21 protein-coding genes are annotated in these 23,462 nt (G+C 45.6%); 8 read left to right on the top strand and 13 right to left on the bottom strand.

Going from position 1 to position 23,462, the window contains the following annotated elements; all coding sequences use genetic code 11:
- The first annotated feature begins 4 nt into the window (after positions 1 to 4).
- Positions 5 to 376: an Hpt domain-containing protein gene (locus LZG74_RS08235; RefSeq protein WP_233796074.1), complete on the top strand. Its 372-nt coding sequence runs from the start codon at positions 5 to 7 to the stop codon at positions 374 to 376.
- Positions 377 to 414: 38 nt separating this feature from the next.
- On the opposite strand, the gene LZG74_RS08230 is transcribed toward LZG74_RS08235, so the two are convergent.
- Entirely contained in the window at positions 415 to 1,587 is a 1,173-nt protein-coding gene (locus LZG74_RS08230; RefSeq protein WP_233796073.1) for a glycosyltransferase family 2 protein, read from the bottom strand.
- A 3-nt stretch (positions 1,588 to 1,590) separates the two neighbouring features.
- Entirely contained in the window at positions 1,591 to 2,508 is a 918-nt protein-coding gene (locus tag LZG74_RS08225; protein ID WP_233796072.1) for a glycosyltransferase family 2 protein, read from the bottom strand.
- 186 nt (positions 2,509 to 2,694) lie between these two features.
- Here LZG74_RS08225 and LZG74_RS08220 point away from each other — a divergent pair, with 186 nt between their 5' ends.
- From LZG74_RS08220 to LZG74_RS08205, 4 genes are read left to right on the top strand one after another with little or no spacing between them, the layout of a single operon-like run.
- Positions 2,695 to 3,240: a hypothetical protein gene (locus LZG74_RS08220; RefSeq protein WP_233796071.1), complete on the top strand. Its 546-nt coding sequence runs from the start codon at positions 2,695 to 2,697 to the stop codon at positions 3,238 to 3,240.
- A complete protein-coding gene (locus LZG74_RS08215; protein ID WP_233796070.1) occupies positions 3,237 to 4,394 on the top strand; it encodes a SpoIIE family protein phosphatase in 1,158 nt (385 codons plus the stop codon). The genes LZG74_RS08220 and LZG74_RS08215 overlap by 4 nt, the downstream gene beginning before the upstream one ends.
- 6 nt (positions 4,395 to 4,400) lie before the next feature.
- Entirely contained in the window at positions 4,401 to 4,739 is a 339-nt protein-coding gene (locus LZG74_RS08210) for an STAS domain-containing protein (RefSeq protein WP_026630339.1), read from the top strand.
- Positions 4,740 to 4,742: 3 nt separating this feature from the next.
- Positions 4,743 to 5,315 carry an anti-sigma regulatory factor gene (locus LZG74_RS08205; protein ID WP_233796069.1) on the top strand — a complete coding sequence of 191 codons (573 nt, stop codon included), beginning with the start codon at positions 4,743 to 4,745 and terminating at the stop codon, positions 5,313 to 5,315.
- Here the strand turns inward: LZG74_RS08205 and LZG74_RS08200 are convergent.
- The 4 genes from LZG74_RS08200 to LZG74_RS08185 all read right to left on the bottom strand — a co-directional run bounded on the left by LZG74_RS08200 (position 5,312) and on the right by LZG74_RS08185 (position 9,761).
- Positions 5,312 to 6,517: a glycosyltransferase gene (locus LZG74_RS08200; RefSeq protein WP_233796068.1), complete on the bottom strand. Its 1,206-nt coding sequence runs from the start codon at positions 6,515 to 6,517 to the stop codon at positions 5,312 to 5,314. The two genes, LZG74_RS08205 and LZG74_RS08200, sit on opposite strands and share 4 nt — an antisense overlap.
- A 92-nt stretch (positions 6,518 to 6,609) precedes the next feature.
- Positions 6,610 to 7,425: an alpha-1,2-fucosyltransferase gene (locus LZG74_RS08195; protein ID WP_233796067.1), complete on the bottom strand. Its 816-nt coding sequence runs from the start codon at positions 7,423 to 7,425 to the stop codon at positions 6,610 to 6,612.
- Between the two features lie 27 nt (positions 7,426 to 7,452).
- Positions 7,453 to 8,805, bottom strand: a complete 1,353-nt coding sequence (locus LZG74_RS08190; protein ID WP_233796066.1) for a flippase — start codon at positions 8,803 to 8,805, stop codon at positions 7,453 to 7,455.
- A complete protein-coding gene (locus tag LZG74_RS08185) occupies positions 8,805 to 9,761 on the bottom strand; it encodes a hypothetical protein (protein WP_233796065.1) in 957 nt (318 codons plus the stop codon). The genes LZG74_RS08190 and LZG74_RS08185 overlap by 1 nt, the downstream gene beginning before the upstream one ends.
- A 177-nt stretch (positions 9,762 to 9,938) precedes the next feature.
- Here LZG74_RS08185 and LZG74_RS08180 point away from each other — a divergent pair, with 177 nt between their 5' ends.
- On the top strand, positions 9,939 to 10,745 hold the full coding sequence (locus tag LZG74_RS08180) for a glycosyltransferase family 2 protein (RefSeq protein WP_233796064.1): 807 nt from the start codon (positions 9,939 to 9,941) through the stop codon (positions 10,743 to 10,745).
- A gap of 5 nt (positions 10,746 to 10,750) precedes the next feature.
- Here the strand turns inward: LZG74_RS08180 and LZG74_RS08175 are convergent, their stop codons facing one another.
- Together LZG74_RS08175 and LZG74_RS08170 are read right to left on the bottom strand one after the other, a co-directional pair.
- Positions 10,751 to 11,614 (bottom strand): glycosyltransferase family 2 protein, encoded by an 864-nt coding sequence (locus LZG74_RS08175; RefSeq protein ID WP_233796063.1) that lies wholly within the window; start codon positions 11,612 to 11,614, stop codon positions 10,751 to 10,753.
- 18 nt (positions 11,615 to 11,632) lie between these two features.
- Positions 11,633 to 12,973, bottom strand: a complete 1,341-nt coding sequence (locus LZG74_RS08170; RefSeq protein WP_233796062.1) for a lipopolysaccharide biosynthesis protein — start codon at positions 12,971 to 12,973, stop codon at positions 11,633 to 11,635.
- A gap of 160 nt (positions 12,974 to 13,133) precedes the next feature.
- Here LZG74_RS08170 and LZG74_RS08165 point away from each other — a divergent pair, with 160 nt between their 5' ends.
- Together LZG74_RS08165 and LZG74_RS08160 are read left to right on the top strand one after the other, a co-directional pair.
- On the top strand, positions 13,134 to 13,910 hold the full coding sequence (locus LZG74_RS08165; RefSeq protein WP_233796061.1) for a glycosyltransferase: 777 nt from the start codon (positions 13,134 to 13,136) through the stop codon (positions 13,908 to 13,910).
- Positions 13,911 to 13,945: 35 nt separating this feature from the next.
- Entirely contained in the window at positions 13,946 to 16,552 is a 2,607-nt protein-coding gene (locus LZG74_RS08160; protein ID WP_233796060.1) for an ATP-binding protein, read from the top strand.
- On the opposite strand, the gene LZG74_RS08155 is transcribed toward LZG74_RS08160, so the two are convergent.
- The 5 genes from LZG74_RS08155 to LZG74_RS08135 form a co-directional block, all read right to left on the bottom strand.
- Positions 16,547 to 17,722, bottom strand: a complete 1,176-nt coding sequence (locus tag LZG74_RS08155; protein ID WP_233796059.1) for a glycosyltransferase — start codon at positions 17,720 to 17,722, stop codon at positions 16,547 to 16,549. The genes LZG74_RS08160 and LZG74_RS08155 overlap by 6 nt on opposite strands.
- Before the next feature lie 29 nt (positions 17,723 to 17,751).
- Positions 17,752 to 19,251, bottom strand: a complete 1,500-nt coding sequence (locus tag LZG74_RS08150; protein WP_233796058.1) for an O-antigen ligase — start codon at positions 19,249 to 19,251, stop codon at positions 17,752 to 17,754.
- 142 nt (positions 19,252 to 19,393) lie between these two features.
- Complete coding sequence (locus LZG74_RS08145) at positions 19,394 to 20,575, bottom strand: glycosyltransferase (RefSeq protein WP_233796057.1); 1,182 nt, start codon at positions 20,573 to 20,575, stop codon at positions 19,394 to 19,396.
- Positions 20,572 to 22,752 carry a lipopolysaccharide biosynthesis protein gene (locus LZG74_RS08140; protein WP_233796056.1) on the bottom strand — a complete coding sequence of 727 codons (2,181 nt, stop codon included), beginning with the start codon at positions 22,750 to 22,752 and terminating at the stop codon, positions 20,572 to 20,574. The genes LZG74_RS08145 and LZG74_RS08140 overlap by 4 nt, the downstream gene beginning before the upstream one ends.
- A complete protein-coding gene (locus LZG74_RS08135; protein ID WP_233796055.1) occupies positions 22,749 to 23,417 on the bottom strand; it encodes a TolC family protein in 669 nt (222 codons plus the stop codon). Before LZG74_RS08135 ends, LZG74_RS08140 begins: the two co-directional genes overlap by 4 nt.
- Positions 23,418 to 23,462 lie beyond the last annotated feature (45 nt).

Below are 23,462 nucleotides of genomic sequence, written 5' to 3'. Positions count from 1 at the left end.
ATTAATGGACTTACAACTTAACCCTGCTCTGGATCTTACTTACATTGACCAAGTTTATGGAGATGACCCTGTAATTCTTTACATGATTTTTGACGCTTTCATGAGCGATTCGGTGCCACGCTGGCATTCGCTCCGCAATGCATTGGAAACTGAGGATATGAAGGAAGCGGCGAGCATTGTGCACGGACTGAAACCGTCGTTCACCATGGCTGGACTTACGTGGATAAGGCCGAAAGTGGAGGTGCTTGAAAAAGCGATTAAAGATGACGAAACGCCGGAACAGCTGATGCACATGTATCAGACCATTTCAGCAGAACTGAATGAATTGCTACCGATCATCGAACAAGAATCGGAACGGTTGAAATCACTTCAATAAGACAACAAAAATGATAAGAAGCGAGCGTGTGGCATTAGCTATACGCTTTTTCTTTTGGATTTATCCCAGGCAGCACTCTGATTTCCTTTGTAAAAGCGGACAATCCCTGCCATTACCGCATAGTTCATTACGCAGAAATAGTAAGGAACGAACAATGCCTTCACCTTGATCTTTCGTTTTTCCAGAATCCATCCCGCGAGTGCGGCGCCGTAAAAAGCAACCTGCGCGAACAGAATCAACGCATACAATGCATTCCCGTCATTGACCACAATGATAATGTTCAGCAGGAATGCCAGGATCATTAAAAACGGCGTAATCGTCCACCGCAGCACCCGGTGGCTAATGTATTGAAATGATAAAAGCGGATAATTGAACGGGTTAAGGAGCTTTTTAAGCCGTAAAATGGACTGGATCCCGCCTGCTGCAATCCTCACCTTCCTTTTCAGTTCCTCCTTAATGTTCTCCGACGAAAGCTCCGATGCATAAGCCTCGGGTTCATAAATAATGCGGTAACCTTGCTGCGCAATGAGCATGGAAATCATAAAATCGTCGAGGATCGTGTCGGGCTCCACCTGCCGGTAAAGTGAGTGCCTGACGCTGAAAAGCTCTCCCGCTGCGCCCACCACCGAGTAAAGCTCCGAATCCCACTTTTTAAGCGTCGATTCGTATTTCCAATAGAAGCCCTCCCCTGCCGTGGCGTCGGACACTGCATCCTGCATCACCCGTTTTTCTCCTGATACTGCCCCCACTTTTGGGTCGGCGTAATGCCTGGCTATCAGCAATAGTGCATCCGGGTTCAGGTAGGTGTTGGCGTCCGTGAATACAACTACTTCTGTGTTAACCTCATGCATTGCACGGTGCATAGCCAGGATCTTTCCGCTTCGGACTGGCGTGTGCAGCAACTTGATCTGGCTGTAAGCGCTCACGAGCTCTGGCGTGCGGTCGGAGGAACCATCGGTAACAAAAATCAGGCTTAGCTTGCCGTGCGGATAGGAAAGCGCAAGCGTATTCTGAATTTTTTCTTCAATGATGCTTTCCTCATTGTATGCAGCAATGATGAGCGTTAATGTTGGCATATCCTGATCAAGCGACGGAACGGGCCTTTTTCCTTTTACAGCACGCCGTATCCTGACCAAAATGTACAGGATGATCCCATAACCAAGGAATGTATAAAAAACGATGAAGAGACTGAGCCAGAAGAGTATTTCCATAAATTATCGTGACAGCGGGAAGCCAAGGTTATTGCTATCCGCCTTATTGGTGAAATGCCAGGTGATTGCTTTCAGAAAAACAGGGATGAAATTGTATTCTTTGTTTTTAATGTATTGAATAATATTCCTGGGGACCACTGCCAGCAGGAAATAGCAGCAGAAGATCAGAAATTGCACGGGGGAGCCATTTTTTCGGATAAATAAAATGCGGTTGCGGTTCATAAAAAACTCCTTCAATGCGGACCTTTTGCCTACCGCAACAGATTCTTTATGGTATATCAAAGCAGAAAGATCAACGTGGATTTCATAACCTGCATGCCTGATCCGCTCACACCAATCCAGTTCTTCATAATATAAAAAGTAATTTTCCGCCATCACGCCCGCCTTTTCGAGCGCTTCCCGGCGGATCATCATAGCAGCCCCATGCGCATAGCCCGTAATGCCGCTCAGTGAATCATACTGGCCTTTGTCCTGCTCAAACTGACCAATACAAGCATTGCGTGCAGTGTAGTAATTCATGGGCGTATAACCCGTATACTGCAACATTCCCGGCTGGTCGAAGTAATGTATTTTAGGCGAAATCATGCCGATTTTCGGGTTGGCATCCATTGTGGCGACCAATTTGCCGATCAGGTCCGCGGTAACTTCAGTGTCGTTGTTGATCAGGAATAAATATTCACCCGTAGCATATTTCAGGCCAGTGTTGTTGCCGCCTGCAAAGCCCGTGTTTTTCTCCGACCTGATGAATTTAATGTGAGGATATCGTTCTACCCAGCCTGGCACGGGATCGGGTTTGCTTCCGTTATCCACCACCACAATTTCAAGGTTCGGATATGTGTTGACTTCTTCCAGTGACCTCAATAAATCTTCTGTAATCTTAGGCTGATTAAAATTGACAGTTACAATGGAAACGCTTTTCATCGGTTCGGAGCTGGGCACTGGAAAAGTCTGAAATGAAGGAATTTTTTTATTGGCTTGTAGAACTATTTCAAAATTAACAATTTAAATATAGCTTTAAACAAAATGTAGTTTTTGCGGTTATAAAATGTTCGCAGCCCTGCTAAAAGCCTCTGCTATCTAACTAAAATCTAATTCGATATTTACAAAGTGAAAATACCGCGTCTGCTAGATATTAAAAAAGTTTCCCGCATCCCGGACGCTGCCAAACTTTCTCCCGAAATGCCCCTCATCAGAAAAAAAGTGCATGAACTCATTGAGATCATCGCACATTCAGCTGTTAACAGCATACAGGCCAGCGCCTACCAGCAGGAAATTGAAGAAGCATTCAGGCGCTCAGCGCTTAAAGCAAAAGCAGCTGCGCCTTTCCGGGCACTGGACCAGGATAATAATCTTTCGCGGGAAGAGCTTCTGGAAGGGTTGGAGAAATTGCTTTCCGAAAACAAAATCGACAGCAAGATCAGCAGCTCGAAAGGGCGGAGCAATGCAGCTCAAAAAGCAGTAATGTTCATTCTGGCTATTTTATTGATTGTTGTTGGCTTCGCTATGATCATTATGCCGGCACCGCCTAGCTTTGAAATCTTCACAGTATATTATTTCAATGCAAATGACGGTGTTACGATCATGGATCTGGTGTCATTACTCATTATTTTTGGGGGAGTGCTTTTATTCGTGCTAAACTTCAATAAAAAATGATCTCGTTTTCGGAGCCGCCGACCAGTGTTAAAAAAATCTTGCTGGTAGAGGATAATCTCATGTTTCGAAGGGTGTTTGAAGCGTCCCTCATTAAAGCAGGATACAGCTGTGTGGCTTGCGAGTCGGGCACGGAAGCACTGGCTTTGCTGGCAGTCGAGACGCCGGACCTGATCCTTTCCGATTATGATATGCCCGTCATGAACGGTTTTGATTTCCGGCAGGCGATTTTGCTTAATCCGAAAATAAGTGACATTCCGTTCGTGTTCCTCACTTCCTTTACGGATAACTCCCTGATCCTGCAAGGTTTGAGCATGTACGCCATTGATTTTATCAACAAGGAAACGCCTATTCCGGTGATTATTTCCAAGCTGGGCAATATCATTAAATCACTCCAGAATGAGCACGTCAGGTCCGTCCGTGAGTTGCGGGTAGCAGCCGAGACGCTCAATGTCAAATCTATACCCACACACAGCCCGGTCCTGCCCGGCTTCCGCGTCCATTTTTGGCATAAAGGATATCTGGGTTACCCCGGTGGCGATTTTATTGATTTTGTACAGGCAGATCAGCGGTTTTGCTTTGCATTTCTGGGGGATATCATGGGAAAAAAGTGGACCGCGTGGTTCTTTACTTTCGGCTTCCTGAGCTATATCCGTGCCGCTATCCGCTTTTGCGTACTCGATAATGACCTGACGATAGACAACATTGTTCAGAAGATTAACAAGCTGATCTGTATGGACGAAAGTTTACAAAATATCCTATCCAGCCTCTCGCTCCTCTTGCTGGACAGTGAGACCGGCGAGGTGCATTACACAGGAGCGGGCGACCTGCCCCTGATCAGTTTCAGCTCGGAAACAGGCAAACCCGTAACCGTCCTTTCATCCGGATTGCTGCTTGGCCTGATGGAAGAAGGATTTTATGACAAGCAGGTTATTAAAATGAAAACGGGCGATCAGCTGGTCATCTTCACCGATGGCATGATCGATATTCCGTCTGCTGGCTCGAAGAAGAGCGACTATCCATTTTTTGTTTCCAAAATCACACCTTATCTCGGCGAGCAGGACAGCTTTGGCAAGATCAAGACCCACGTACTCGAAAGCATCAATGACAGCAATCAAATGGATGATGCAAGCATTATTTTTATTGAAAAAACATAATCCCTCATGATACTAAAAGTAAACGAAATCAACCACGTAGCACAGGCAACGATCTTGCCGCAGGAAGCAAGCCTTGCCAACGCCGAAATGTTCAAAGAAGAGATGATTACCCTTGTAGCCAATGGCGCACGGCTAATTGTAGTGAACTTCGAAAATGTAAATTATATCGATAGTTCATTTCTCGGCAGCCTCGTGGTCGCGCTGAAATACGCAATGCCCCGAAACGTCGATATATACCTGGTTTCCCTGAAGTCTGATGTAAAAGACCTGCTTACACTGATCAGGATGGATAAAGTTTTCAAAATCTTTAAAGACTTCGACGAAGCAATGGAAGCATCACAATAATTTATGGAGCACGATCGGATAAGAATTCACTTTACCAGCAACCGGGAAGAAATTCCCGGCATATTAAGGATCTGCCTGGACCATGTCGTGCAAAACACAAAAAACGCATCCCCATCCCCAGATACATTTTCAAAAATCAAATGGGTGATTACGGAGTTGCTGACCAATGCGGTAAAGCATTCAGGAACAAGAGATTGCACATTAAACATTAAGGTAGATAACAACCGCCTTTTTCTTGAAAAAGAAGATCGTGGAAATCCGTTGTCACTTATCGGGCAAGACATGGGTAAAATATTTACCTGGCCCATCAAGGAGTTCACCAACAGGGTCGAATTTCAGATCTATCATAACGGCGTCGATTCGCTGATCGTGAGATCGGACGATGCCCATTCAGCTAAATTCTATGTAAAAGAAATGACGGGCCCGGACATGCCGCGACTGCTGAATGATTCCAGCGAACATTTCGGCTTGCTAATCCTGACAAAAGCTTCTCACGAATTTTATTATGAATATGATCCCGAAACGCAAACCAACAGGTTTACCAGTGTTTTTCTATTCGCTGAAAAAACCGGTTAAGCGGGTTTGAGGTTCTGGAAAATGATGTCGGCAATGGTGTCCACTCTTTTTTCCCATGTATTTTCAGCCGCTATGGCCAGACGCCGCGATTGCAACGCTTTGCTATCCGTTGCCAGCGCTTCTTCGATTGCCGCCGTAAAACCTTGTGCGTCTGTACAGAAAGGCACAATGTCTTCGGTGAATTCTTTCAGGTCAGGATTGAAGTCAATGGCAACAACCGGCTTGCCTGCGCCGAGATATTCGAATAATTTGAGCGGGAAAATGCTGCTGCTCACCTCATCTTTTTTGAATGGGATCAGTGCAACGTCAAATCCTTTGATAACGGCAGGCATATCTGCATAGTCGATGGCGCCCAGGAAGAAGACATTGGGAGCCGTAAAAAACCAGTCGGGAACAAATTCCTTTGCCACTGGCCCTACGAAAACGAAGCTCTTATCAGCATTATGAGTAATTACTTCTTTGAGGAGGTCGTAGTCAATGCGCCTTTCTATGGCGCCCAGGTAGCCTATAATCGGCTTTTTGATTTTCAATAATTTCGGAAAAACAGGCAGCTCGGGTCTCAATGCCTTGCTGCTATGCGTGACATCAGCTGCGTTTGGCACAAAATAGGACTTGGGATTGAACTGCTTTTTTTCAAGATACAGCGCACGGCTGCTGCAAATCACCACATCGCTTTTCCGTACGAGAATATCCTCGGATACAACGCCATGCCGCTGGTTAAATGGCAGGATCATCGGATCGAGACAATGGTAAACCGTTAAAGCAGGCGACAGCCCGTTGACTAATGTAGGATAATGGAAGTTGAAGGAATTAATAAAAATGTAGTCCTTAATGTTATGCGCCTTAATGATCGTCCGCAATTTCCGCCGGATCATCGATTCATTGATTTTCAAAATTGACCGGAAAAAGCCGCTTTCGGGTAAAAAGTTAATGGATAACAGCAGCGGCGGGATAATAATTTTCAGGTTCGGTGTGTCCGTATCAATCAGCTTTCCGCTCCAAACAGATAAATGATTTTTCCGGACTTTGAATTCAGGGCCTTTTCTCAGCTTAAAATAATCTCTTACTGTAAATGGGTTTTCGACGTAGTACACCTTATTTTCCCTGGCCAGTAACCTCGCCGTGGTGTAATTTGTAGATTCAATGGTCGAATCAAATCGGGGTAAGCCAAAGACGATGATTTGGTGTCCTTTCAGTTTCATTGATCAAATAAGAATGCGGGTATTGCTGTTACGATAGAGGTCTTTTTAATAAAAGTGGGGGTAGCCGTCTTGGTTATTCAAATATATGTGAATCAGTCGGTAATAACCTCTTTCCATTCAAATTTGTCCGTCATAATGCCTTTGGGATGCTCGCGGCCGATCCGGAAACCGAACCAGTTCTTTGGGGCAATCACACGATTCTCTTTTTCGCACAGGTAAGCTGCCCACCAGGCAAATGTACTGTTCGATATGATCGCAATATCAGCATTCATAATCAACTGAAAATCAATAATTTCAGAATTCTGAGAAAAGATAAAATTGGGTTTTTGAGGAAAAGATTTTTTAACAAAATCCATATCATCGCTCACAAAAAACACCTGGTACTGATCCAGATCGTGAATGGCGTAAAGCTCTCGCTGAAAGTATTCGACTGGAAGAGAAATGTCCCTTTTTCCGTAAGCCAGGTAATCTGTGCGGCGAATGTGCACTACAATGGTCTTATGCTCTTTGAAAACGGCTCCGAACTGCTTTTCAAACTGTTCCTTGAACTCGCTGTGAAGGCGCGGCTTGGAAGTTTCGGGTAAATGTTTGATATAATAATCTGACTGAAAATAGCCATTGTAGATCGTGCCGTTCTGCGGTGTAAATTCTTTGGGACTGAAAAAATTTTGCACATAAACGTCCTTAAAGCTAAAAACCTTCGGCAGCATTCTGGTAAACACAGAATAGAGTTTGGACTGCAATGTTACATTATAAAATGCACCAAGATCGAAATATCTGGCCAGATATGCATGGTGTGGATTCGGAAAAAAATAGGTCAGCTTGTTGTTTTTGCTTTTGAGATACATTAAAAAAAAGTACTGAAAAAGCTGATTACCCAGCCTGCCGGAAAACTTTACGCCAACCATAATGCACCGTTATTAAAGTGATTCTTCTTATTTCAAGGCCCTGTTTTTCAAAAAAGGCTTAATGTACTTTTCGAGGAATTCGGGATAAAACCGGAACATGTACATCCATGTGTTCCCTATGCTCACATCAATCTCTCTTTTCAGGATCACCTGCGCTATAATAAAGCCGACCACATTGGAGCATAATGTTGCATAAGCCGCGCCCATTACACCAAAAGACCGGATAAAGAAATAGTTAAGGACAAGGTTCAATGTGGCTGTAACGACTACAACAAAAAAAGTGACCTTCGTTTTGCCGATGGAATCGAGGATTGTGCCGAACTGGCGGCCGTAGGGAATCAGCAAACAATACAAAAGCGTGATTTGCAGCAATGGAATGGAATCATTGTATTTTTCTCCTGCTATCAGGTGTATTACAATGTCCGAAAACAGATATAAGAATACAACCACGGGAACAACCAGCGCCAGCGTTGTCCCAACCGACTTTTCATACAAATACTTTATGGCCGATTTCCCCTCTGTTTCCATCCGCTTGGCACTTTGCGGAAAAACGATCGTCGCCACCGCATTGCCAGGAATGTCGATCAGGTTCGTGATCCGGACTGCGATGTTGAAAGCCCCGGAAGCAGCCGGAGACAGGAGCGCACCCAGCATCATCTGGTCAACGGTCCCCGAAAGCAGTGAGCTGATCAGTGTTCCGAATGCGTATTTGCCATAGCCAAACAGCTTCTTAACCCACATTTTACTGACCTCGTACGAAATTTGCAAATGTCTGCGGCAATAATAGAACGCCAGTGACATGCCCAAAATGGCACTTATGATCTGCACCCAAACCAGATAGATCAATTTCACTTCTACCGAAAACAAATAGCACACAACTACAAATGTGAAGAAGGAACCCTGCCTGATAATGGTCGTCAGGAATATGCCGTTGAAGCGCAGATTGGCCTGTTCAATGCCGTTGAATTGTGCCTGCAAGCCCGAAAAAAAATAGATTGCAATGTATAAATACAGCATCTGAACCAGCTCGGGAGAATCCCAAAGCCTGCTCAGAAACGGCGCGAAGATCAGAATGGCGGTGATGCAAAAGATGGATACAAGCCCGCTTATGGCAAATGAAGCAGTAATAATGTCAGGATGCTCGTGCTCATCCGAAGCAGAAATAAACTTAACCAGCGCATTTTGAAGCAAACCGCTTCGAATGGCTTCCAGAATGGTGGTGGTAGAAAGGAACAGCGTCCACACCCCGAAATCGTGCTTGGAAAGTAATCTTACCAGCACGTAAAATCCGGCAAAGCCAAAAAAGACCCCCGAGAAATTCTGGAGAATATTGATAAAACCTGACTTGATCCAGTAATGATCCTTCGGCTTGTCGCTCATTATCTTTTGACAAAATATGCCTCCACGAAATTTTTCACCTCATCATCCGTCTTTGCATGCAGGATTTTGGCACCGGAAAACTTCGGATACAGGTTTTCAAAGCAGTGAAAGTGATGTTCCGGGCCTTTTTTAGACAAGATCAGATTGGTGCCGCCGAAGTAACTTGCCAATGTTGCCGTGCCGCCATGAATCGATATAAATTTGCTTGCATTGGCATAAACCATCAGCTGCAAATGATTGAAATTGTTGGCTTTACCTTTGTTTTCCTTGAAAAGATCTTCCATCAGGATCACATCCGGATGCACTCTTGCAAGCCATTCATATTCGTCCATATCATAAATATCACTGTTGTCCATGGTGATATTGTGTGGCTTAGGGCGGTTGTAGATAATGGTATAATCGTTTTTAAGTTTACCAACGATGAATTCCAGCAATTCCATGCTGTAAAAGCTCACCGGCGGTCCGTCCCACTCCATGTTGTAGCGGTTAGCAATGATCAGGATCGGCTTCTCGAACTGGTAAACCGGGTTGGCGTATGTCTCTTTTAAGGGAACAGGCAGCCATTTTTCAATGTCGTAATCCTGGCTGTACAGGATCCGTGGCATTTCGAAATTGAAGTTCCCTTCATTGGACCTTGTTTCAAAAGACTCTTGATGGTCCGGTGAAAAAAAGTAAAGCTCCCGGGTATATTTGGATGATTCGGTGCTGAGAAGCGTTCCGTTTTTATAGTGCCAATAGGCAAAGGGAAGCACAAATTGGAGCTCCGGCGCAAACTCTCCCTGGAAGGACAGGCGTTTATACTTTTCCTTTGTTACATAATCCTTCACAACATATTTCAGTTGTTTCAGCTGGCAATAATAGGTGTGCCTGTAATAATATCTGACGTCAATGGTTAAATCTCCATATCGGGCCCTGACGACAAAACTAAGAATTTTGTTAAGTAGTGTTTTTACCATTCGTTTACAAAAACAACTTGAAACTTCCTTTCGGAATGCTAGCGGCGCAGTAGCACTTTGTGAAGGTGTATTTCAGGACAAAAGATTTAACCGTTTCAAATGTAGAATTAATTTTGCACTAATTTCACGCCTCAAAGAGATATAACTTGCCAAAATAATTAATTTGCATCGTCCTTAATGTTAGATAGAAAGATGGCAGAATCGAACCTGTTCAGTGATGTTTCCCTGTTGATTACCCATTACAATAGAAGTAGTTCCCTCGAACGACTGCTCCAAACGCTGAAAGACCAGCAGATCAGCTTTGGTGAAATCATAGTTTCTGATGATGCGAGCCAGCCTTTGCATTTGGATTACATTAAATCATTGCACAATAAGTTCGACTTTACCCTCATCACCACGCCTGTCAACAAGGGCCTGGGAAATAACATTAACAAAGGTCAGGCGGCTGTCAAAACGCCTTATCTCCTTTATATCCAGGAAGATTTTGTCCCGCTTCCTAAATTCCTCGGTGCATTCAAAGACGCTCTGCAATTCATGCGTGAGCGCTCCGAACTGGACATTGTCCGTTTCTACGCCTACTCCTCTTTTCCATATCTGAAACCTTTCCAAAAAGGCTTTTCTGAAATGTTATATCAACCATGGTATCTCGAAACGCAGAAAATTTACATGTACAGCGATCATCCGCATTTGCGCAGAAGCACATTTGCAGAGCGTTTTGGCACATATACCGAAGGCATCAAGTCTGACAAAACGGAATATGAAATGTGTGTTTCGTTTATTCAAAACAATGGTAAAGGGCTGTTTTATAATGATTTCAGCAGCTTACTCAGCCAGGAAAATTCATCCGCCGAACCCAGCACGGTAAAACGCGCAAACTGGCGTCAAAGCTCAAATCCACTCGTCGCCATGGTCAGGTCTGTTTACAGGGTTATCAAATACAATTACGACCTGCACGTCGACACGAGGTTTAAAAGACCCCGATAGGCCGATCAGGACGGCTTTTTGTAGGAACCTTCCTCCGGCAAGCGGGAGTTGAAATTGGCCAAAAACCTTTTCCGCTCCTTATTGATCCGCGCCATGAACACTTTGGTGAATGTGTCACCGTCGCGCTGTAATGTGCGGATTCCCGTCCAGGCCCTGGCCTTATTGGACCTCACCTGCCTGATCTTGCCATATTTCATCAAACCCAGGCACAGCTGTCCGTCATCACCCCAGAAATTGTCATTGATAAAACCCACTTTCAGGCCCAGCTCGCGAATGTAGCCCATGCTGATGCCGTAGGCGTTGTAATAAGGGCGGTTAATCTGCCTTACCTCCGAGATAATGTCTTTTCCCGTTTCCAGCAGCCCAAGTTTCCATCTCGGAAATCCCTGCTCGCTGATGAAAGAATAACGCCCGTAAACACAAACAACATCGGGTTTGCTCAGCACACGGATCATTTCCTGCACCCAGCACGACGGGTAAAAACAATCGGCGTCAGCCAGGAGCACGTATTTTCCCTTGGCGTTCAGCTGGCCGTGCTGCCGTGCCGGGCCGCATCCCTGTTTTTGCTCAAAAAGTCCTTTAACCGCCAGTTTGTCGATCGTGTCCTGCGTCCGGTCCTTGGAATTGTTGTTTACAACAATGATCTCCAACGGATAATCGCAAACAGTTTTGGAAAGGCTTGAAATACAGTTCAGAATGTTGATCTCTTCATTCCAGGCCGCAATGAGCACAGTCACTACCGGCTCGTCGCTAATGATCTTTTTAAGGTCCTTGTTAATGGAATCGAACACATGCTGGGGTATTTCTTCAAACTTTTTATAGCTTTTGCTATAATCGGTCAGCCACTCCGGGTTTTCGCTAAGATTCATACAGTTATAAGTTATGATTCACCTTGCGGCGAATTTGAGCCAATACGTTTTAACAATGCCAGCCGCTTCCGCGTAACCCGTTGTGATCACACTGCCGATCGAGAAAGGATGAAACCGGTTCAATCCCCAGTAACCCACGCCAACGCCTATTAATGTGGGTATAATGCCTGCAATGGCAACCCCATACACACTATGCGTGATGGCAATGCCCAGAAAAGATGAGCAAACGCTGGCAATGAGCATGACGACCACTTTTATAAAATTGATTTTCGGCTGATGGATTACGTCCAGGGTAAGCGCAAAAAATCTGTCCATGGGATACAAAAGGGCGAAAGTCATGAACAGCCGCATGATGTTGGCAGCTTCGGTATCCATGTATTTTTTGCCTCCGATAATGCCGATCGCCACATCCGCCAGCAGCAATGCCCCAATGCACACCGGCACAAGCGCGCAGGTAAGCAAGCCTGTATATCTTTTCATGATCTCGATCACCCGCTCTTTGTTGCCTGCGTTGTATGCCGCCGAAAGTTCAGGCATCCCGGTTGCCGCAAAGCTGCGCAGGGGAATTTCGATAATCTCCATCAGGCGCTGGCCCAGGTTATAGACTGCGAGCGCGGCAGGCCCGAGCGTGAAGTTAATGATCATCGTGTTGGACGTGCCAAACAGGTTCGAGCTGAGCGTTGTGCCCACGCTGTATTTTCCAAAATGAAACAGCTCACTGATCCCAGCTTTCGTACGGGAGCCAAATGCAGCAATGCGTGACCAGCCCATGAAGATGGAAAACAGGCTCGTGGCGATGGCTGCGGTAAGGTAAGCGTAGATAATGTTTTGCAGACTGGCCGTTTTTGTAACGGCCATAATGATGACCAGCAGGATAAAAACACCCTGATTTACAAACCGGATATATAACAAATGATCAAAGCGCTGCTCTGCCTGGACCACGCAAGTGGCGATAAAGTAAGGAAGTGAAGCGACATAAATAACACCAAACCATTCTACAAACAGGATCAGCGAAGGATTTTCGAGATAAGGCGAAAAGAAATAAGCAGGAACATTCAGGACAACAAGGATGGCAGTGATCGCGCCGGCTATAAACCAGGTTGAACCCACCACTTCGGCTTTTCTTTCCGGCGTTGCGCCCGCGTAAAACTTAATAAATGCGGTGGTGATAAAACCCGAACGGAAGGTGTCAACAAGCAGTAAAACAGAGAGAAAGAAAACCCACATCCCGATGCTGGCCACCGAAAGCGTCCTGTACAGGATAATCATATTCAGCATACCCAGAACGGACATAATGCCGTTTCCCGCCAACGATAGAAAGTGCTTGTTTTGTACTTTTTGTAAAAGTTCGAATCCCATTTAATAATGACTGAGGAAATCGGTATGGCCGGGTTGTGTAGACACAAATATGGAATTTATTTAATAATATATTGTTGATTTAGCGAATTAATTTTACAGATAAATTAACTAATTTTCCACCTTGTAAGGACCGCATATGACAACATAATATACATCTTTTATGCAACATAATTTTCCGGAGACTACTTTGCTGATAACCCACTACAACAGAAGCGGTTCGTTAGAGCGATTGTTAACAACATTCCAGAACCTGGGTTGTCAGTTCGCCTCTATCGTAGTGTCTGATGACGGAAGCAAGCCCGAACATCTCACCAAACTTGTTGCATTAAAGGACCGTTTCACCTTTGAGCTGGTGACCACGCCGGTAAACAAAGGCCTCGGTGATAACATTAACAAGGGTCAGGATGCAGTAAAGACGCCTTATACCCTTTATGTGCAGGAAGATTTTGACCCGACGGAAAAATTTCCGGAGACTTTTAAAGATGCGCTGCAATTTATGAATGAGGACAAAGGGCTCGACATTGTCAGGTTCTACGCGTATTTTGCCCATCCCAAACTGAAACCTTTCAAAAAAGGATTTTCGGAAATGATATTTTCTTACTGGGACCCGAGCCACCTCAAATTTTACATTTACAGCGATCACCCGCACCTGAGACGCAGCAATTTCCTTGAAAAATTCGGACGCTACCCCGACAAGGTAAATATCAACCTCAGCGAGTATACCATGGCGATAAATTTCTTGCATAAGAAAGGCAGAGGCCTGTTCTACAACGAGTTCACGACCATTTTTGAACAAAAAAACACTGCGCAGGAGCCCAGTACGCTGGATCGGAGGAGCTGGAAGCTAAGTGAAAATCCACTGGTGCTGCTTACGCGCTTTTTTTATCTGCGTTATCGCTGGCTGAAAAACAGCCTGGATCTTGCGTTGAAAAAGTAATTTAGGAATCGATCGAGGAGGCAATAATCCAATTTATGTTAACCAGTCCGGCTACAAAGTATTTTAGGTTGTATTACGCAGGCATTTATCTTGGATTAGCCCTGATATTCGGCTCTCAATACTTTACTTACCGGAATGTCAAGGACTTGTCCCTGAACAACGAAAGGCTCAATGTCACGATCGGCGTTTTGAACCAGACGGCGAATTTCGGGTTGGTTACCAAGGACTTTCAGTCCAATATGCGGGGATTTCTGATCACCGAAAACAAGGATCTGCTGGCCGACAATTATAATAAAAAAGTGCAGCTGGTAGAGATCAGCGACACGCTTTTTAATCTCGTCAAATCCAATCCGGTTCAGACGCAACGGGTTCAGGAATTATTAAAGATTTCCGGTGATATTGTCGCCTATACCCAGAACATTATCACCATTTACAGGACCGTCAGCGCAGATTCGGCGTTCAGCGAGATCAAAAAGGGAGAAGGAATCCGGCTTAACAGCCTGCTGAACAATCAAATCAGGCAGATTGAACAGCACGAACATTACAACCTGAACAAGCGCCGGCAGCTCGTTTCCACTACGCAGAAGAATTCAGAATTTTTCATTTTCGCAACCAGCGGTGTCGGATTTTTGCTGACATTGTTTGCCATTTTTTTCCTCAACAGAGACAAGCGCAAACAGCATCTTTTGCAAAAGGAACTGAATGAAAAGGAGCGCCTTTTGAACCAATATCTTGAAGCGATTCCCGATGGCGTAATGGTGGTGAACCAGCAAAAGGAAATTGTGCTGCTCAACCAGTCGGGGATGGAAATATTAGGGATCAAATCGCGCAAGATTGAGACCCTCGAGGAGGAAGTGCAGCAGCTCGTGCTGCGTGACCCAACCAATGACCACGTTCAGTTTACGGCTGAAACCTTACCCGTTGCAAGAGGCCTTGCCGGAGAAAAGCTGACCGGCAACAAGATTGACCTCATCAAAGCAAACACCATTTTCCATTTGGAAAGCAATGTGCAGCCGGTGGTAGGCATTGATGGTGAAATCACAAGCGCCATTACCGTGTTTCGCGACATTACCGAACGCGCCAATTACGAAGCTACGCTGGAAAAAGCGCGGATACTTGCGGAAAAGTCGGTAAGGGTGAAGGATATATTCCTCTCCAATGTGAGCCATGAGATCCGGACCCCACTCAATGCGATAACCGGGTTCACCAACCTGCTGGTTAGCGAGCTTACCGATCCCAAGAGCCTGGAATTTCTGGGTTACATTCAGTATGCCAATAAAAATCTGCTGGAACTGATCAATGATATTCTCGACTTTTCCAAAATTGAAGCCGGACAGGTGCATCTTGAAAAAGGGTCTGCATCAATCAGGGATTTGATAAAGTCCATATCAGCCATTATGAGGCAACGGGCTGGCGAAAAGGGCATTTCCTATGAAGCTATCCTTGCCGATAATGTGCCGGAATTCATTGAAACGGATAAGCTCAGGCTCACGCAGATCTTGTTGAATGTTTGTGGAAATGCAATCAAGTTCACGGAAACCGGCGGTGTAAAATTACGCGTAACCCCTGTGAGCGATCTGGTTAATGGCGTTCAGACGATCCGGTTCCAGGTGGAGGACACAGGGATAGGGATTGAAAAGGATAAGCTGGCAAGCGTTTTCAATCGGTTTGTACAGGCTACGGAAAGCACAACCCGCATTTTTGGAGGAACTGGGCTTGGGCTAAGCATTGTAAAATCACTCGTTGAGCTGTTCGACGGAAAATTGACGCTGCAAAGTGAGGTAGGAAAAGGCTCTGTTTTTACCATTGAAATCCCACTTAGAATAGCCGAGCACGCCGCTCCTGAGGCTGAGATCGAAAATGTGGATGACATCAGCAAGACGGTGTCATCGCTACATATACTCGCAGCCGAAGATAACTTATTGAACCAAAAATTGCTTTCCGCTATATTTGAAAGAATGAAGATCCCGCTGACCATTGTAAACAATGGCCTGGAAGCAATCCAAAGCCTGGAAAAGGGCGGTTTCGACATTGTGCTGATGGACATTCAAATGCCTGTAATGGACGGATATACGGCGATTAAGGAAATCCGGCAGTCCATTTCGAAGACAATTCCGATAATCACCATGACCGCACATGCCATGATTGGTGAAAAAGAAGAATGCCTCAGCATCGGCGCAAACAGCTATATTTCGAAGCCTTTCAAAGAAAGCGAACTGTTGTACACGATCGCCCATTTGGGAAATAAAGAAAATAATAAAAAAACAGCACCTGCTCACGACCAGCCTCTTACTAATAACACAATGACCAACAGTATCCTAAATCTTGAATATCTAGCTGAAATAACCGGAGGTGACCGCGAACTCCGCGACGAACTGATCAGCATGTTCGAAAATGACAGTAAAATACAACTGAGCGCTATCCGGGAGGCGTCGAAAACGCGTGATCTGGAACAAATGAGACAGGCTATTCACAAATTCCGGTCGTCACTGTTCTCGGTGGGGCTGCTTACCACTGCCAATCAGTACAAAGATTACGAAGCGAAGTTAAAACAGGGGATCTGGGACGAAGAGGACAACCGCAAACTATTGCAACTGGAGGCCGATTCCACGCAAGGCCTGGCGGAACTGAAAATGTTATAATGCGTTGATCGCCTTGTAAATTTCAGCAACGCTGTTTTCCCAGCTATGTGAACGGGCAAAGGCCTGCCGCTCTTCCGCTTTGGCGCCTGAATCTTCGGCCAGAGCTTTTTCTATCATTACAATATACTCTTCCTTGTTTTCGGCCAGATACACATGGTCGCTGAAAACATCCATCGCATTGGTCCTTGTGGCTACAACAGGCTTACCGAGAGCAAGATACTCATCTATTTTCCTGGGATAATTGCCTATGGTAAGCTGGTTGAGGAGCTGGGGATTAAGGCATACGTCGAATGAATTGATATAAGCCGGAAGTGTGTCTGCGTTTTTTGAGCCCGTAAAGATTACATTGTCAAGTTGGTGCAGCGTGCTTTCCTTAAACACATCATCCTCCGGCCCTACGAGCACAAGCTGCCACGCCGGGCGTGAAACAGCGATATAATGCAGCAGTTCCAGGTCCAGCCGTAAGTTTTGCAAAGCCCCCACATAACCGATCCTTGGCCCTGGAATAGATGCAATGTCGGCTGGCTCGGCAGCGCCTATGCCGGAGTTGAAAAGTTCAAGGTCACAGCCCTGCCCTACGTAAAAAGTATTGGGATTATATTGTTTACAGTAAGCGGCCAGATACGTGGAGTTAGCAACACAGATGTCGCTTTTCGCGATCAGCTCCGGTTCCAGCTTAGCGCCGTGCTTAGCCCAATACTCCACCCCTATCATGTAATCACGCGAGTAATATACGGACAGCCGTGGTTTCAGATAATCCTTTATGTAAAAACTCCGGAAAATATCATTGTCATTAAAATGTATGACATTCTCGAATCCAAGCCTTTTGAGCGCCCTGGCAATGGAATCGACAAAAATCCGGTTGTTCCTGGCATTGAACATTTTAAAGATATCGTCGAAAGAGATCCAGTTTATCGACTCGATCATGCGATCGGGATACAGCACCCAGAGATTTTTTTCTACTTCTTCCAGGCCATCCTCCTGCTTATGAAGCACGCGCAGGCGCCTGACGATTTTCGGATCGGCACTATGCCGCATGGCAGTAATGCGGTCCAGCGGCGCATTGACATATAAAACCCGGTGCGACTTACTGAATTCCAGTGCGATATTTTTACAGTTACTGCCAATCTCCACATCCCATGCCTGCTGTCCCGTGATAACGATATCCATATCTGATCGTAGTGAGTGAAAGAATCTGGTTAGGATGTGAGCCTTTTTCTCTCCCGCTGATCCAAAATCCTGGTCACCGAAATAATGGCAATGGTTAACGAAAAATAAATGTTGGCAGGAAATTGCACAAGCGCTTCCTGCGGGTAATTCCCTAAGTTATATGCAAATACAATCAGAAGCATGCACAAGCAGTACGTTTTTAATTCCGGGTTACGGATCTGGAAATAATTATCGATCCCGACCTTCAGGATGGTGAACATCAGGCAACAGAATATAAAGAGTCCTACCCACCCCAGCTCCACGGCAACGCGGACGTAACCACTATCCGGCGGGAATTTGGCGAGATAAGAATTGGGAGCAAACCGCACGCCCCAGACACCCGTCGCCCCCAGCCCGCCGCCAAACGGATGCGATTGAATGAAGGGCTGAATGCGTTTCTGATTGATTGCCCGTGTATTGAATGAAGCATCGTCCGAAGGCTTGAACGCCGACTGAAAGCGAAACAAGGTCGGATCGGACGTGGGCATAAGTACAAGCACGACGGTCAGCGAAAATGCGAAGACCGCAAATACAAGAATCTTCTTGCTGAATTTGAGAATACAAAACATGATAAGCCCTCCGGGAAGGAGCACATAAGCACCACGTGTGCCGGAATAAAGCATAGCCATTACGAAAATGACAGCCATCACACCCAACACCACTTTTTTCCAGATTTTAAGATTCCCTGAAATCAGGCCGACGCATAGCAATGTGCTCACTACCATGTGATAGGAAAACGCAACCGGATCCGAAAAGATGGAGAACTTACGCCAATGTCCGTTAATAAAGAGCAGATCGGAAATCAGGGGATCAGAATATAAATACTCATTTTCCGCATCCGAAAAGCCGATGAATTCCTGCTTGAAACCATATAGTGCCCCAATGACCGACAATCCGAGCCAGAGTTTCAGGATCAACCTCAGAAACTGTATCGTGTTGATCTGATACACGAATACGAAATACGTAAGCATGACAATAGCAACTGACCGGATCGTATACACCCACGCAAGGCGCGATTCGGCCGTAGGATTGCCCACCTGAAGGAAGTTATAGAACACCCAGATGACAATGATGGTGCTTACAGGTCCTTTCAGGATCTTCCAGTCAGGGTTTTTCTTTTGCGAGATAAAAAAACCAAGCATTAACAGAATTTCGACGCCGTCAACAGCCGTTCCCCACGGAAAGTTAATGCCCAGCCGGATAATCGAAAAGACAAAAATGGCGAGCATGAGCAGGATAATGATGCCGAATTTGGGATACGTCACAATTCCGTACAGCACGAGCACGCCAACAAGCGCAGCAATGATCAGCACACCAACTTTAAGTCCGAACACCGCATTTGCCCAACCAAAACCGACAGAGAAAAGCAGCAAAAAGAGCATTCCGGGAATGTTCTGCAACTTTTCGTCCCAAAAGATCCGGCGCAGATATCTTCTAACAGGACCGGCAGAATCAGGGCTGGAAGGTGTTGATATTTGATAAATTTCCACTAAAAGAAGACTATTTTAAACAAGAAAATGAACACGCTCACGAACGCCAGAACCAATGCAGCCTGCCGTACTTTTTGTTCAAAAGGTGGCAGCTCATCGAAACTTTCCTTTCTTTTCTTGCCGAACTTAGATGGATAAATTTTCATAATGTTCGCTCTTGCGATCCTGAGCTATGTTTTGTGGCAACAGAAATCTGATTGGCCTTACCTGCTTTCAATAGTGCGAGTATCTGAAAAGATATGAACTTCGGAATGTTCACGAGCGACTGATAGATCCGCGGGTCCGTTGCTGAGCTTTTCAGCGAGATGTAAAACCCAATCACAAATGTGCAAAGCGCGGCAAACCAGGCTAATGCAATGCCGGGCGCTATAAACAAATTGATCAGCATAAAGAGCACGGAGAGCAACAGGAAAATAAACAAAGGCGGTCGCAACAGCACCAGGCCAAACAGCGTCTGGTTCCAGTTGAAATTCACCAACCCTCTGAAAAACACGCCGAAGCCCAGCGCGAAATACTTGAACCAGGTGTTGATCCACCTTGCCCGTTGCTTCACCAGCTGGTCCGTGCTCGTGGTTTTCTCATCGTATACAACGGCCCGTTCAGCAAATGCAATCCGGTATTTCCGGCGTACAATCGCCTCTTGCAGCACTTTATCAAAACCGGCCCCGGTAACATCCAGATGTTCCAGACATTCCCTGTAAAGCGGAACCGTAAATGCCATTCCCGAACCTGCCAGCGTTGCCGAAGAGCCAGCCCCAAAAAGCACTTTTCCATCATAAAAATGATAGTAAATGTCCCTGGCAGCATCCAGACAAGCATAAGTGCTATCCAGGTTCTTAGCATCCCGAACACCCTGCACTGCATGGAAACCCCGACTGAAATAAACATTCAATTCGTCGAGATAACCCGGATCGGTCAGGTTGTCGCTGTCGATAATGGTCAGGTGAGAATGCGGCCGGATGAAGTTCCTGATCGCGTAAAAATGGGAACGGGTGTTGCTGCCGAGGACCGTTTCCGGCCGGAGCAACGAAACCTTGTCCGAGCCAAAATGCAGATTGCTGATATCGCATTTATCGGCAACCACATAAATATGGAAATTGGGATAACGGACCTTTAAAAATGCGCTCACAACTGCCGGCAGCTGTTGCGTTTGCTCATAAGCCGTCACAATCACAGCGTAGTCGGGGCTCGTGGTCACCGTGTTTTTCGAACGCCCTTTAACCGACCTGCGCACCGTGTAAATCAGCAGCAATGTAACCGGAAAGATCAGGTTGAAGCCAATAACGCATTGGATAAGCAGCCATATGTATCCAATGATCATCATACTTCTACGGGTTTGTCAATTTTGCCTGCCTGCTCCGGAATGTCTTCTGTGTTGGTCAAAACCCATCCTGAGAACTTTTCTTCCAGGCTGTTCAGATACTGGATTTTGGATTGATCCTCGCCTGAAATCGTTTCCCCGGCTGAGAATACAGCAACCACGCGATCCGTAAAGCTGATCCATTCCTTCGCCTTGTTCATGGAAGTAAGCGCGTCGGTTTCGATGAGGACAATGTCAAATTGTGTTTTCAAAACCTGGATGCGCTGCGCGATCATCTTCTCATCCGAAAGTTCAAGTAATGAGACATCTCCGCCTTTATTTCCCAGAATGCTGATTTGTCCCGGGACCGCTTCCAGCAAGTCGTTTTGTTTCAGATAATTTTCGAAAAGCCTCGATTCCGGATTCAGCTTGGTAATGTCGGGCTGGTTAAAATTGCCGTCAATGATCAGGACCGTTTTGTTGATCTTGGAAAACGCCCAGGCCAGTGCGACCACAAAGGACGTTTTACCAACATCATTAGAAAGGCTTGTTACTGCAATGATTTTCGGATCGCTCAGCTCGCTGTCCAGCTCGTAGCGGATAGAACGAACGAGGTTTTTATACAACCGGATCGCCTTGCCGTCGGAGGAATTCATGCCCGAAAAGCTCAGGCCGGAGTCCTTACCCAGTGAATTGAGATAACCCAATACAGGCCGGTCCGTCGTGTTCGCCAGTTGGAGCGGATACCTGATGGATTTGTCGAGATAAAAAAGGATGAAGAAAACAAACACGCAGAATGTAAAGCTGATAACACCCGAAAGCACGATCAGCACCATCTTTTTAGAAGCCTGAACCGTTCCCGGCATCGCTTTCTCGATAAGCCTTAAATAAACCGGAAAACTGAATTCCAGACTCGCATCATTATATCGCTGCAAAGCCTCAATGTATTCTTTGCTCGCAATGTCGATACTGGTTTCGTATTCCTGGATCGTGGCTTCGTTTGGCACGAGCCCGTCAAATTTTTTGTTCAGCCGGTTCAGCTCGCCCTGGATGGAAGCCACACTGTTTTTGGCCATTTCCAGCGAAATTTCCATAGTCAGCTTCTTCCCTACAAGATCCTGCTTAGTCACCATCGGATTGTAAATGTATTTATCCGAGGCCGCATCTATCTCAGCCGAAAGAATGTTCCTGACCGAGTCCATGCTGGCTTTCAACTTCGGGTTGAAATTGCTCGCGATATATCGTTCATTCAGGTCTCTCAGCGCCCGCTTGTCGCTCACAATGCTTTGATTAATGCTCGTTAACGCACTTTCAAAATATTTTCTGTCCGCAGGATTAAATTTGTTGTCAATGTTCTTGATGGCAGCATCGTAGGCGATAATTTCCTTCTGGGCAACTTCCCTTCTGGTTTCATAATCAGCCATTTGACCGTAAATGCTTCTGGCCTGCTCATTCAGGTTCATCACCCGGTTCTTGATCTTAAAATCCCGGAGCTTGTTCATCCTTTCATTCAGCGCGACCTGCTTCGCAAGCATAAAGCTTTGCAGGAAATCAATCGTTTTCTTGTTGTTTTCAACCACGCGTGACGAATTGAAGCCAATGGACTCCTGGCTCACTGCATTCACCACATAAGCAGCAAGATCCGGATGTTCGGCTTCGTATTCAATATCGATATAGTCACTGTTACCCGCGCGGTAAACGACCAGCTTCTCGCGGATTGCGGCAGCATCATAGCCCATGTCTGTGATGATGTTATTAAGGCTGTTTTCATAAGCTTTTGAGAGATCAAGGCCTTCGCGCGCTTTGTATTTTTTGGTCAGGAAGTTGATGGCCTTCGCCTTATCCGCCTTACTCATGCTTTCAAGCTGGTCCACAGGCTCCCGCCATGTCGAGTCTTTCAAATCTTTCAAATCATTGATCATCAACCGGTAAGAAACCAGATCGAGATTGCGTTTCAATGTCATCATCTGGATAAGGCTCTCAAACTTGCGGTTGATCTGGGACTCCTGCTCGTCCTTTTCCTTCGTAACGACCTGGTCGGTTTTATCAACAAGGCCCGTTGCAATCCGCGCACGGGACTCGAAAGTGTCGGGCAGCTTCTGGACCAGGAAATAACAAATAATAACCGTAATCAGCGGAACCAGGATGAGGGTAATCTTATTCCGTTGTAGTAATCGTAAAAATTGCAGCACTTCGCTCATTTGATATCTTCCAGTTTTTGTCCAACGATTTCTTCCAAACTACTTTTCGCCACCAGGACCTCGCCCTCCGCATTAACAATGTTCTGACTGTAATCCGATTGTACGATCAATGCCTGGTTGTAGTTCTGTAATGTTTCTTCACCTTTTTCAAACCGGTGTCTGGCGTTGGTAACCGCATCATTGATATCCAAAATAGACGACGACCTTATCCGCAGCACGGCGACCTTCTGCATATAAGTAAAATATCGCTTTTTAACTTCTGCCTCCATGTTGAGATCAAAAGCCTGTTTGTCGTATTCGGCCGCTTTGAATTCACTTTTGGCTTGTTTTACCTGATTAGGCTTTTGCAGGATGGAACCAATGTTGGCAAAAAAACCAAACTGGTAACCGCTCAGTAAATCCGGCGAAACAGAGCGGTTATTATTGTTAGGACTGTACAGATATGAAAATGAAAAGATGTCAAAATAGGAAAGCTTGGCCTTCTTAATGCCATTTTCAGCAATGTTGACCCGCGCTTCGTACATTTTGACCCGCGGATAATTTGTCTTGCAGGCGGCGATTAACTTTTCGAGATAAGCATAGTCCACATCTTTGCTCAAAGACTCCTGTGCGTGCGTTGTGAGGGTAATCAAAAACAAAGGAATTAAAAACACTGCGTATCTCATTGACATCAATTTTTAAAAAAATAACTTATTTAAAATGAATATTGC

The sequence above is a fragment of the Dyadobacter sp. CY327 genome, from assembly GCF_021390415.1.
Lineage (GTDB): Bacteria > Bacteroidota > Bacteroidia > Cytophagales > Spirosomataceae > Dyadobacter > Dyadobacter chenhuakuii.
Note: the sequence above shows the minus strand (reverse complement) of the source record. Positions and strands in the feature narration are given on the sequence as shown.